The organism is Streptomyces sp. CC228A, from assembly GCF_021390935.1.
Classification (GTDB): Bacteria; Actinomycetota; Actinomycetes; order Streptomycetales; family Streptomycetaceae; genus Streptomyces.
In genome coordinates, this window is record NZ_JAJPUI010000007.1 from 181,285 (window position 1) to 193,354 (window position 12,070).

Annotated in this window: 10 protein-coding genes; 6 read left to right on the top strand and 4 right to left on the bottom strand. The window is 74.0% G+C overall.

The genetic code is table 11. The features are described 5' to 3' along the window. Nucleotides 1–75 precede the first annotated feature (75 nt). The 4 genes from L6E17_RS20800 (at nucleotide 76) to L6E17_RS20815 (ending at nucleotide 2,387) form a co-directional block, all read left to right on the top strand. Entirely contained in the window at nucleotides 76–660 is a 585-nt protein-coding gene (locus tag L6E17_RS20800; RefSeq protein WP_268985450.1) for a rhodanese-like domain-containing protein, read from the top strand. Continuing rightward, nucleotides 657–1,658 (top strand): sulfite exporter TauE/SafE family protein, encoded by a 1,002-nt coding sequence (locus L6E17_RS20805; protein WP_236242263.1) that lies wholly within the window; start codon nucleotides 657–659, stop codon nucleotides 1,656–1,658. The genes L6E17_RS20800 and L6E17_RS20805 overlap by 4 nt, the downstream gene beginning before the upstream one ends. Next, entirely contained in the window at nucleotides 1,640–2,005 is a 366-nt protein-coding gene (gene trxA, locus L6E17_RS20810) for a thioredoxin (protein ID WP_236242264.1), read from the top strand. Before L6E17_RS20805 ends, trxA begins: the two co-directional genes overlap by 19 nt. A 94-nt stretch (nucleotides 2,006–2,099) precedes the next feature. Continuing rightward, the gene (locus L6E17_RS20815) at nucleotides 2,100–2,387 is read left to right on the top strand and encodes a metal-sensitive transcriptional regulator (protein ID WP_236242265.1); all 288 of its coding nucleotides are present in this window, start codon (nucleotides 2,100–2,102) and stop codon (nucleotides 2,385–2,387) included. A gap of 214 nt (nucleotides 2,388–2,601) precedes the next feature. On the opposite strand, the gene L6E17_RS20820 is transcribed toward L6E17_RS20815, so the two are convergent. The 3 genes from L6E17_RS20820 to L6E17_RS20830 all read right to left on the bottom strand — a co-directional run bounded on the left by L6E17_RS20820 (nucleotide 2,602) and on the right by L6E17_RS20830 (nucleotide 6,863). Then, entirely contained in the window at nucleotides 2,602–3,963 is a 1,362-nt protein-coding gene (locus L6E17_RS20820; RefSeq protein WP_236242266.1) for an MFS transporter, read from the bottom strand. Between the two features lie 389 nt (nucleotides 3,964–4,352). Continuing rightward, on the bottom strand, nucleotides 4,353–5,144 hold the full coding sequence (locus L6E17_RS20825; RefSeq protein ID WP_236242267.1) for a 3-hydroxybutyrate dehydrogenase: 792 nt from the start codon (nucleotides 5,142–5,144) through the stop codon (nucleotides 4,353–4,355). A 147-nt stretch (nucleotides 5,145–5,291) separates the two neighbouring features. Beyond that, nucleotides 5,292–6,863 (bottom strand): tannase/feruloyl esterase family alpha/beta hydrolase, encoded by a 1,572-nt coding sequence (locus tag L6E17_RS20830; protein ID WP_236242268.1) that lies wholly within the window; start codon nucleotides 6,861–6,863, stop codon nucleotides 5,292–5,294. A gap of 512 nt (nucleotides 6,864–7,375) precedes the next feature. Here L6E17_RS20830 and L6E17_RS20835 point away from each other — a divergent pair. Both L6E17_RS20835 and L6E17_RS20840 read left to right on the top strand, forming a co-directional pair. Beyond that, nucleotides 7,376–8,953, top strand: coding sequence for a PHB depolymerase family esterase (locus L6E17_RS20835; protein WP_236242269.1), 1,578 nt, complete (start codon nucleotides 7,376–7,378; stop codon nucleotides 8,951–8,953). Between the two features lie 334 nt (nucleotides 8,954–9,287). Beyond that, nucleotides 9,288–10,433 carry a cellulose binding domain-containing protein gene (locus L6E17_RS20840; RefSeq protein ID WP_236242270.1) on the top strand — a complete coding sequence of 382 codons (1,146 nt, stop codon included), beginning with the start codon at nucleotides 9,288–9,290 and terminating at the stop codon, nucleotides 10,431–10,433. Between the two features lie 435 nt (nucleotides 10,434–10,868). Here the strand turns inward: L6E17_RS20840 and L6E17_RS20845 are convergent, their stop codons facing one another. Beyond that, nucleotides 10,869–11,678, bottom strand: coding sequence for a transposase family protein (locus tag L6E17_RS20845; RefSeq protein ID WP_236242271.1), 810 nt, complete (start codon nucleotides 11,676–11,678; stop codon nucleotides 10,869–10,871). Nucleotides 11,679–12,070 lie beyond the last annotated feature (392 nt).

The window sequence follows — 12,070 nt, forward strand, 5'->3', positions numbered from 1 at the left end:
GGCCACCCCGGCGGGCGCCGCCCGGCCCCGTACCACTTCCCTCTCCCCCACCACCCCCACCTTCAAGGAGTCCTCATGACGACCGACGCCGCCCGCACGGCCGGGCTCACCCCCGGCGCCCTCCGGAAGCTGATCGAGGACGGACGCGGCCCCCGCCTGCTGGACGTCCGCACCTCCGGCGAGTTCCGGACCGGCCACATCCCCGGCGCCTACAACGTGCCCCTGGACACCCTGCGGGAGCACCGGGCCGAACTGCGCGCCCACCTCGACGAGGACGTCGTGCTGATCTGCCGCTCCGGCGCCCGCGCGGCCCAGGCGGAGCAGGCGCTCGCCGAGGCCGGTCTGCCGAACCTCCGGGTCCTCGACGGCGGCATGACGGCCTGGGAGGCCGCCGGCGCGCCGGTGAACCGGGGCCCGGCCCGCTGGGACATGGAACGGCAGGTCCGCCTCATCGCCGGATCCGTCGTCCTCCTCACCGGCATCGCCGGCGTGTTCGTGCCGGGAGCGCACCTGATCGGCACCGCCATCGGGGCCGGGCTGACCTTCGCCGCGCTCAGCAACACCTGCGCCCTGGGCATGCTGCTGGCCAAGCTGCCCTACAACCGGGGTCCGCGGGTCGACATCCGCACCGTCGTCGCCTCCCTGCGGGACCGGCCGTGATCAGCCTCGTCCTGGCCGCCTCCGTCGTCATAGGGGTGAGCCTCGGCGTCCTCGGCGGCGGCGGCTCGATCCTCACCGTCCCGATCCTGGTCTACCTCGCGGGGCAGGGCAGCAAGGAAGCCATCGCCACGTCCCTGTTCGTCGTCGGCGTCACCAGCCTCGTCGGGCTCGTGCAGCACGCGCGTGCGGGCCGGGTCCGCTGGCGCACCGGGCTCGTCTTCGGCGCGGTGAGCATGGTCGGCGCCTACGGCGGCGGGCGCCTCGCCGAGTACATCCCCGGCACGGTCCTGCTGGTCGCGTTCGCGCTGATGATGCTGGCCACCGCCGCCGCGATGCTGCGCGGGCCGCGCAGGCCCACCGCGCACGCGTCCGCCGGACACGACCTCCCGATGAGGCTCATCGTGGTCGAAGGGGTCGCCGTCGGCGCGGTCACGGGACTGGTCGGGGCCGGAGGCGGCTTCCTGGTCGTCCCCGCGCTCGCCCTGCTCGGCGGCCTGCCGATGGGGGTCGCCGTCGGCACCTCGCTGCTGGTCATCGCGATGAAGTCGTTCTCCGGTCTGGCCGGCCACCTCTCCGGGGTCCAGATCGACTGGGGTCTGGCGCTGGCCGTCACCGGCGCGGCCGTCGTCGGCAGCCTGGTCGGCAGCAGGCTCGCCGGTCGCATCCCCCAGGACGCGCTGCGCAAGGCGTTCGGCTGGTTCGTCGTCGTCATGGGCGTCTTCGTCCTCAGCGGGCAGCTCGGTCCCGCCGTCTGGGCCGACCCGCTGACCTGGACCGGCGTCGGCCTCGCGGCGACGGCAGCCGTGGTCGCGGGGACGGTACGGGGCCGCCGCAGGCGCCCCGCCTCCGAAGGACCCCCACCGGCCTCCCCCCACCCCGCGCACCCACCCCTGAGCACCGGCCCCCGGCGGGAACAGATCCTGCTGGGGGCCGGTTGGACCCTATATACCCCTCCGGGTATGGGAAAGGAGAGTGAACCATGCCGACCACCGACCTGACCAAGGAGACCTTCGACGACGTCGTCACCGGCTCGGAGATCGTGCTGATCGACTTCTGGGCCGCCTGGTGCGGGCCCTGCCGGGTCTTCGGCCCCGTCTTCGAGAAGGCCGCCGAGCGCCACCCGGACATCGCCTTCGGCAAGGTCGACACCGAGGCGCAGCCGGAGCTGGCCGCCGCCTTCGGGATCTCGTCCATCCCCACCCTGATGGCCGTGCGCGACCGGACCGTCCTGTACGCCCAGCCGGGCGCCCTGCCGCCGCAGGCCCTGGAGGAGCTCATCGGCAAGGTGCGGGCCGTCGACATGGACGCGGTGCGCCGCGAGGCGGCCGGGGCGGCCGGGAACTGACCGGCCCCGGTGGGCGGCGCCGCACCGAGACGCCCGTCGACACCCTCCCAAAAGGGACGTACAGTACCCCCAGGGGTATACCGAGGAGTGGATCGTGGAAGTCGAGCTCACAGGAGCGGACCTGAAGGCCGTGCTGAACCGGCTGCGCCGCGCACAGGGCCAGATCGCCGGGGTGATCCGGATGATCGAGGAGGGGCGCGACTGCGAGGACGTCGTGACGCAGCTCGCCGCCGCGTCGCGGGCCCTCGACCGGGCCGGGTTCGCGATCATCGCCACCGGCCTGGAGCAGTGCGTGGCCGACATCGGGTCCGGCCGCAAGAACGGCGAGGGCAGCGAGGAGATGCGCGCCCGACTGGAGAAGCTGTTCCTGTCCCTCGCCTGACCGGCCCCCCTGCCGGCACCCGCAGCGGCAGCGCCGCGCCGCGCCCGGCCCCCGGAGCCCGGAGCCCGGAGCAGCCGGCCCGTACAGCCGCCCCCTTTCAGGCCGGCCAGGCCGTACACAGTCACCCCGTCTCCGGGCAGGCACGGGCAGGCCCGGCCCGCCGCGCACCGGGCTGTCGGCGCGGCGGACCGGGTGGGTCACGGGTGCGGCGGTGTCACACGGTGACCGCAGGAGGCGCGGCCGGCTCCTCGTCCCGTGACCGGGCGAGGTCACGCCCGCGGGTCTCCCGGGTGACCGCCACGGTGATCGTGGTGACCACGGCGGCCGCACAGAGGTAGACGCTGACGGGCGTGGACGAGCCGAAGTCCTTGAGGAGCTCCACGGCGATGATCGGTGCGAGGGCGCCGGCAACGATGGACGCGAGCTGCGAGCCCATGGAGGCCCCGGAGTAGCGGACCTTGGTGTCGAACATCTCGGAGATGAAGGCGGCCTGCGGCCCGTACATCGCGCCGTGCAGGAGCAGACCGACGGTCACCGCCAGGGTGATCACCGCAAACGACGCCGAGTCGACAAGGCCGAAGAAGAGGAACGCCCAGACGGCCATGCCCACGGAGCCGATCAGCGTGACCGGGCGGCGGCCGATGCGGTCGGACAGCGCGCCCCACAGGGGGATGGTGACGAAGTGGACGGCGGAACCGATCAGCACGGCGTTCAGCGCGGTGCTCTTCGCCAGCTCCAGGTGGACGGTGACGTACACCAGCAGGAAGGAGGTGAGGATGTAGTACGAGATGTTCTCGCCGAAGCGGGTCCCGATGGCGGCCAGGACCTCGCGCCAGCTGCGCCGGAACACCTCGACGACCGGGGCCTTCTCCTTCACTCCCCGGGCCGCCTCGGCCTCGGCCTCGGCCTGAGCGGCGAGGAACACCGGGGACTCGGACACCGAGACGCGGATCCACAGGCCGATCACCACGAGGACGCCGGACAGCAGGAAGGGGACGCGCCAGCCCCAGGACTGGAAGGCGGCCTCCGACTGGAACGCGGCCAGCAGCGCCAGCACGCCCGTGGCGAGCAGATTGCCGCCGGGCGCGCCCGCCTGCGGCCAGGACGCCCAGAAGCCCCGGTGCTTGTCGCCGCCGTGCTCGGAGACGATGAGCACGGCCCCGCCCCACTCGCCGCCCAGCGCGAAGCCCTGGATCAGGCGCAGGATCGTCAGCAGGATGGGAGCGCCGACACCGATGGTGTCGTACGTGGGCAGCAGGCCCATGGCGAAGGTCGCCCCGCCCATCATCAGCAGGCTCGCCACCAGCAGCTTCTTGCGCCCCACCTTGTCCCCGAAGTGCCCGAAGACGATGCCGCCCAGCGGCCGGGCGGCGAAGCCGATGGCGTAGGTGACGAAGGCGATCAGGGTGCCCACGAGCGGGTCGGCGGTGGGGAAGAACAGCGTGTTGAACACGAGGGCGGCCGCCGAGCCGTACAGGAAGAAGTCGTACCACTCGATGGTGGTGCCGATGAGACTCGCGGCGACGATGCGCCGGATGCTGTTCGGTGCGGGCGGGGCGGCGGCGGGGGAGGACATCGGCACCACTTCCTGACGTGGGACGGGGACGTTCGCGTGTCGCCACACCGTAGAAACGCGCAGGTCAGTGGCGTATGTGGCGGGACACCATAGTTCTCGGCGCGGGAGTGCGCGCAGCCACCATGACGGCGGCGCCACCACCATCCGCGAGGCGCGACGACGCCGGGACGACGACCACTGAGGGAGGCCGCGGCCATGGGAGCCGGCGGGCATGTGCCCGGTCCGGGGCAGGCGTCGGCGCCCTCACCGGGTTCCGGCACGGCAGGCCGCTGCGCCGCCTGTACGGCTCCGGACATGGCCGCCTGCGACGAGTGTGCGGCCGGCGGCGCGGCCGGCCGGGCGGCGGCACGCGCCCGGCCGCCGACCGGCACCGATCCCGTACCCGCAGGTCAGTTCGCGGTCCAGCCGCCGTCGAGCGGCACCGAGACACCGGTGACGCCGCCGGTGTGGGGGCCGCACAGCCACAGGACCGCGGCGGCCACTTCCTCCGGCTCCAGGAGGCGCTTGACGGGCGACCGGGCCAGCATGACGCCCGCCAGCACGTCCCCCTCGCCGATGCCGTGGGCGGCGGCCTGGTCCCGGACCTGGCCCTCCACGAGGGGGGTGCGGACGTATCCCGGATTGACGCAGTTGCTGGTGACGCCGTGCGGGGCGCCTTCGATCGCGGCGACCTTGCTCAGCCCCTCAAGGGCGTGCTTCGCGGCGACGTAGGCGGACTTGTAGGCGCTGGCCCGCAGTCCGTGGACGCTGGAGACGTTGACGATCCGCCCCCAGCCGCGGGCGTACATGTGCGGCAGGGTCCGGCGCATCAGCAGGAACGGTGCCGTGACCATCACCTTCTGGATCAGGTCGAAGCACTCCGGCGGGAACTCGGTCAGCGGTGCCACGTGCTGCAGCCCCGCGTTGTTGACCAGGATGTCCACCTCGGCCGGGAGCAGGTCGATCGCCCCCGCCTCCGCGAGGTCGGCGACGCGGGCCTCCGCGCCGGCGAGCGCCGCGACCGCCTCGGCCGCCGGGGCGTCCCGGTCCACCACGTGCACGGCGGCCCCCGCCTGCGCCAGGGCCAGCACGCAGGCCCGGCCGATGCCGCTGCCGCCGCCGGTCACCAGAGCCGTACGCCCGCTCAGGTCGACCGGGGCGGCGGGCGGCAGCGCGGCCGGGCGGGGAGATGTGTTCGTCATGGTCGGAGACCCTAGGGAGCGCCCGGGCCCGGTCCCATGGAGACGGCACCCACAAACCGCCGCCCCAGGGTGGTGGCGGCCACCATGACCGCCGCCCCGGGGCGGGCGACAGCGCCGCCCCGCAGCCGCCCCGCAGCCGCCCCGCGGTCAGCGGCGCGGCGCCGGCCTCGCGGCCAGGGAGCAGGTGTGCACGAGGGTGCCGGGCGGTACGCGACCGGGCAGGGCGACGGTTCCGGAGGCGGGAGGCCGGGGACCGCCCCAAAGCCAGCCCTCCAGCGCGGTGAAGGCCGCGCGGTGGCAGGGCGTGAGCGGACGCAACCGGTCGGGGAACACGTCGACGAGGGCGTCGGCGTGGGTGCCGCCCTCGATCCGGTAATAGCGGTGCAGGTGCCCGCGGCCGGCCTCGCGCACCATGCGGGCGTACACGTCGGAGCCGCGGCTGATGGGGAGCAGCACGTCGAGCGTGCCGTGCACGGTCAGCAGCGGCCTGCCGATCCGCCCGGTGAGCGCGATCTTCTGCACCGCCCGCCGGACCTCGCCGGGTCGCGCCGCGTAGTCGTAGTCGGCGTCGCAGGCGGGTGCCCCCGGCGCGCAGTAGGGGGCGCCGGCCTCGGTGGCGCCGTCGAAGCCGGGGTCGAGCTCCTCGCGGTAGACGCGCTGGGTCAGGTCCCAGTAGACCCGGTGGTGGTACGGCCACAGGAACTCCGACCCGGCCGGGTACCCGGCGGCGTGCAGGGCCTGCCGGGCGCGGTCCGCGCCGTCGCCGCCGGCGGCGTACACGGGGTACTCGCGCAGGGCCGTCGGCAGGAAGTCCAGCAGGGTGGGCCCGTCCGCCCGCCACAGCGTGCCCTCCCAGTCGACGCCGCCGTCGTACAGCTCGGGGTGGTTCTCCAACTGCCAGCGCACCAGGTAGCCGCCGTTGGAGATGCCCGTCACCAGGGTGCGGGCCGGGGGGCGGTGGTAGCGCTGGGCGACGGTGGCGCGGGCGGCGCGGGTCAGTTGGGTGAGGCGGTGGTTCCACTCGGCGATGGCATCGCCCGGTTCCTCGCCGTCCCGGTGGAAGGCCAGGCCGGTGTTGCCCTTGTCGGTGGCGGCGTAGGCGTAGCCGCGGGCGAGGACCCAGTCGGCGATGGCGCGGTCGTTGGCGTACTGCGCGCGGTTGCCGGGGGTGCCGGCCACCACCAGGCCGCCGTTCCACCGGTCCGGCAGGCGGATCACGAACTGGGCGTCGTGGTGCCAGCCGTGGCGGGTGTTGGTGGTGGAGGTGTCCGGGAAGTAGCCGTCGAGTTGGACACCGGGCACTCCGCTGGGCACGGCCAGGCCCTCGGGGGTCAGGCCGGCCCAGTCCGCGGGGTCGGTGTGCCCCGACGCGACCGTGCCCGCCGTCGTCAACTCGGCGAGGCAGGAGGCCTGCTGGTACTCGGCACCCGGGACGTGCAGCCGGGCCATGCGGGCGCAGCGGCCGACAGGACCGGGCGGCGCGGCCGCGGTCGCGGCCGTGGCCGTGGTCGCCGTCGGGGTCACCGTCGCGGCCGTGGTCGCGGTCGCCGTCGTGGCCGTGGTCGCGGTCGCGGTCGCGGTCGCCGTGGCCGTCGCGGCCGTCGCGGCCGTCGCGGCCGTCGCGGCCGCGGAGGGTACGAGGACGAGCGCGGTGAGGGCGAGGGCCGCCGCGACGCCCCGTCTGCGGGGCCGTGGCGGGCGGTGGGAGGAGAGACGCATGGGTGTGCCTCCGGTGGGCGCGAACGGGGAACCCGCGGAGGCTATGCCGCCCGGTCCGCCGGGACCCATGGGTCCGCGCCCCACCCTCCGACGCCCGGTGATGGGTCCGGGCACCATCGCGACCGCGACGGAGCACTACGGCGGCCATCGACGGCGACCATCACGGCGACCACCGGCCCCACCCGCCCCCGCGCCGCCACCAGACCGCCACCGGACGGCCCCGCGCCGCCACCGCACCGTCTAACGGGTCCGGTTGACGCTTCGTCGGGACCCACCGGCGAGGGGCCGCACCACCGCTGGCGTCCAGGAGCAGGTCCGGCCAGGGCCGCTCCCTGCAGAAGCGTGCGCGGCCCCGGCCATGGAGGGCCGGCACACACGAGCGGTCTCCGTCCTGGATGTCCGGGCCATGCCGATCCGGCCACAGGGCTCCCATGATGTGCGTCACACCGACGGCCCGGCCACCGGCCCGGCGTCGGTCCGCATGCCGTCGACCGCGTCTGGAGGCAGCCGCCATGGCACAGCCGCACACCCCGATCCGCGCCGCGAAGCATCCCGGCCCCGCGAAGCGTCCCGGCCCCGCGAAGCGCCCCCGCAGCACGCAGCGCCGCGGCCCCGCCGGGCGCCTGCGCCGCCGGCTCACCGCCGCCGCGGGGGCCCTGGCCCTCGCGGCGGGCCTGGTGGCGGCGGGCCCGCAGGCGTCCGCCGCGGGTCTGGTGGCCGCGGGCCCGCAGGCGTCCGCCGCGAGCCTCACCCGGATCACCGGCTTCGGTACGAACCCGGGCAACCTGTCCATGTACGCCTACGCACCCGCCGACCTGCCCGCCGGCGCCCCGCTGATCGTCGCCCTGCACGGCTGCACGCAGAGCGCGGCCGACTACTTCACGCACTCCGGCTGGCCGGAGCTCGCCGACCGGTACGGCTTCGCGCTGGTGCTCCCCCAGACCGGCACCGCGAACAGCGCCAACGCGTGCTTCAACTGGTTCGAGCCGGGCGACAGCGCACGCGGCCAGGGCGAGGCCCTGTCGATCCGGCAGATGGTGGACGACGCGCTCGGCCGCTTCGGCGGCGACCCGGGGCGCGTCCACATCACCGGCCTGTCGGCGGGCGGCGGCATGACGGCGAACATGCTCGCCGCGTACCCCGACGTGTTCGCGGGCGGCGCCATCCACTCCGGCCTGCCCGCCCGCTGCGCGGACAACCTGACCACCGCGTACACCTGCATGTACAGCCCCCCGGACAGGACACCCGCGCAATGGGGCGGCCTCGTGCGCTCCGCGGCCCCGGCCGGCACGGCGTCCTGGCCGCGCGTGGCGATCTGGCAGGGCACCGCCGACACCACCGTCCGCCCCGCCAACGCCGCCGAACTGCGCGACCAGTGGACCGACGTGTGGGGCATCGGCCAGACGCCGTCCCGCACACGCACCCTCGCCGGGGGCGCCACGCTCGACGTGTACGACGACGGTGCCGGCCGGCCCGCCGTGGAGGTGTACACCGTCTCCGGCATGGGGCACGGCCTCGCCGTCGATCCGGGCAGCGGCCCCGAGCAGTGCGGCAGCACCGGCACGTACTACCTCGACTCCCTGTGCTCCAGCCACCACACCGTCCGCTTCTGGGGGCTCGACGGCGGCGGCCAGGACCCCGGGGCGCTGCCCGCGCCCACGGGGCTGACGGTGACCGGCACCACCGACACGACCACCACCCTCGCCTGGCAGGCGGTGCCCGGCGCGGCCTCGTACCACGTCTACCGCGGCGGCACGAAGGTGGCCGCCACCGCCGCCACCGGCCACACCGACACCGGACTGGCCACCGGGACCACGTACGCCTACACCGTGGCCGCCGTCGACCCGTCGGGCGCGGTCGGGGCCCTGTCGGCGACCGCCACCGCGACCACCACCGGGTTCACGCCCACGTGCCACACGGCGAGCACCTACGACCACACACTCGCCGGCCGCGCCCACCAGAGCGGCGGCCGCACCTACGCCAATGGCTCCGGCGACCCCATGGGCCTCTGGAACACCTTCACCACCCGCACGCTCCGGCAGACCGCACCGGGGTACTACGTCGTGGCGGAGCCGGGCTGCCCGGCCTGACGGCCACCCCGGTCCCGGCGGCGGCGCGCACCGGCCGCCACCCCGGGACCGACGGGCGCACGGCGGCCACGGTCGGCGCCGGATGGGCACCGCGCCGTACGACCACCGCACCCGGCGGCTGACGCTGACCCACCCGACAGCACCGGCGGCGCGGCGCCCCCGGTTCCTGCCCCGCCACGCGAAATCCGCCGCGGATGGCGCGCACGGGGTTGCCAGACAGGGGACGGACTCCTACAGTCCGGGTCCGACCCTCACTGGGAGCGCTCCCACCCTGCGCACAGGAGCGCTCCCGCTACCGCCGACAGCCGGCTCCCCCTCCGAGAGAGGCACCCGCATGCGCCTGTCACCGCACCGCTCACGCACCGCACGCGCCGTGTTCGGCGCGCTGCTCGCTCCCCTCGCCGCGGTCGCGGCACTGCTGGTCGCCGCGCCGCAGGCGCAGGCCGACACCACGATCTGCGAGCAGTACGGCTCGACCGTCATCCAGGGCCGCTACGTCGTCCAGAACAACCGCTGGGGCACCAGTGCCACCCAGTGCGTCACCGCCACCGACACGGGCTTCCGGCTCACCCGGGCCGACGGAGCCGTCCCCACCAACGGAGCCCCGAAGTCGTACCCGTCGGTCTTCGACGGCTGCCACTACACCAACTGCTCCCCCGGCACCCGGCTCCCGGCCCGGCTCAGCAGCATCTCCAGCACGCCCAGCAGCATCACGTACGGCTACGTCCCGAACGCCGTGTACAACGCCTCGTACGACATCTGGCTGGACCCGACCCCGCGCACCGACGGCGTGAACCGGACCGAGATCATGATCTGGTTCAACCGGGTGGGCCCCGTCCAGCCGATCGGCTCCCCGGTCGGCACGGCGTCGGTCGGCGGTCGTTCCTGGGAGGTGTGGACCGGCAGCAACGGCTCCAACGACGTCCTGTCCTTCGTCGCCCCTTCGGCGATCGACAGCTGGAGCTTCGACGTGATGGACTTCGTCCGGCAGGCCGTCGCCCGCGGACTGGCCCAGGACGACTGGTACCTGACGAGCATCCAGGCGGGCTTCGAGCCGTGGGAGAACGGCGCCGGGCTGGCGGTGCACTCCTTCTCGTCGACCGTAAACACCGGGAGCGACCCCGGCGGCCCCGGCGACCCGAGCGACCCCGGCGACCCGGCGCCGACCTGCCGGGTGTCGTACGCCGCCTCCGTCTGGCAGGGCGGCTTCACGTCGAGCGTCACCGTCACCAACACCGGCTCGGCCCCCGTGGACGGCTGGCAGCTCGCCTTCACGCTGCCGTCCGGCCAGCAGATCACCCACGCCTGGAACGCCACCCTCACCCCCGCGTCCGGAACCGTGACGGCGAGCGCCCTGGCGCACAACACGCACCTCGCCCCCGACACCAGCCAGACCTTCGGCTTCCAGGGAACGTACGGCGGCACCTTCACGAAACCGACCGACTTCACCCTGAACGGGACAGCCTGCGCCACCCCGTGACGCAGACCGGCGCGCCGCTCCCACAAGCCCTGCCCGCGCCCCAGCGGCCCGGCCGCGCCGTCATCCACGGCGGCGCAGTCGCTGCTCATGACCGTCCCGCCGGTGGGACCGGGGGTCAAGGCCGTCGAACCGGTTCACCCGGTCGCGTACGTCGCCGACGAGCTTCTTCGGGAACGGCCGGGCGCCACCGCGACGTTGCAGCCGAGCGCCCCGCCGACGCCGCACGCGAGGTCCGCGATATGGATGTCGCCGACGGTGTTCGTACGCGCCGGGGCGACCTGGTGGCCTCGGCGTGCCGGTCGCGGTGACGCCGGGCCCTACCAGGCTTCGCGGTGGGACCCGGGCAGCCGGTTCCCCACGGCGCGGCGGGTTGGCGAAGCGCGGGTCCGTGGTGAGCGGCAAGGCACTGAGCGAGTGAGGTTTTCTCAGTGGTGATCACTTCCAGATTTCGTTGAGGACGAGGGCGGCGCGGGCGATGTCGCCGATCCGGCTTGGGCTGAGCGTGACGTGCTGCAGGGTGCGCCAGCGCTGCTTGAGCTCGGCGGCGGTGCGCTCACCGAGGGCTCGCACGTGCCGCACCAGGGTGTTGAACACGCGGGTGTCGACGTGCAGTGCCTGTTCGGGCTTGCCCTTTGGGCGGCGGACGGGGATGAGGACGCCGATGCCCGCGCCGATGTAGCCCTTGTCTGCCAGGGTCGGCAGCCCGTCGGCGGCTGCCTGGTAGAGGGCGGGCAGGACGTGGATGCGGGCTACGGTGATGTCGGGGGTGGAACCGGGCTCGACGTCGGAGACCCACAGAGGGGTGCCGTCCGGAGCGGACAGGAACTGGATGTTCCCGCCGAACGCCTTGTGTTTCTGGCTGAACCACAGGTCGTTGCCGTTCTCTCGAACGCCGGCGAGGCGGTCGGACTCGATCAGCGTGCCGTCGAGGATCACGTGCGTCATGCCCTCGCGGCGGCAGCGGTTCAGGACTTCGTGCAGGTCGGGGGCCTGGTCGGAAAGGACGTCGATGCCTTCGTGCAGGTAGCGGTAGCCGGTGGCCTGGGAGACGCCGGCGTCTCGGGCGAGGCAATGCACGCAGCCGCGTTCGCGGAACCAGCGCAGAATCAGCACCGCCTGCCGGAACGGGCCCAGCGCCCGCGAGCCTTTCGGCGTGCCGATGCGTCGTCGGTGCGCGACCAGCAGGCGGGACAGGTACTCCACGACGTGGCGCGGGACGTCGAGCGTGGCAACATAGGTAACCAACGTGAAGCCTCTGGTTCAGCGGACGATCTTGTGAGAGAGACCTGTCCTACCAGGGGCTTCACGCCTGTTCGCGTCCGGGCCCCGGTTGCCCGATCCATACCGAGCCGAGCAGTTCACCCGGCTTCGCGAAGATTATTTCGCTGAGAAAACCTCAGTGGGGCGAGCCGCTGCGCGCCCTGCCGGCGGCGGATGGTGGTGACGAGATGGGCGGCGGCGGAGAACAACAACCGGAGCCGCAAAGCGAGGCTCCACCTGCGGATTTCGCCGCTCAGGGCGAGCAGGGGCATTCCGGCCCGCAGATCGAGGTGATCCGGATGATCTTCAGCCGGATCTCGTTAGGGTGACGGTCAGGGCCCGGTTGGGCCGTAGGACAGACCCACTGTGGAGGGGCG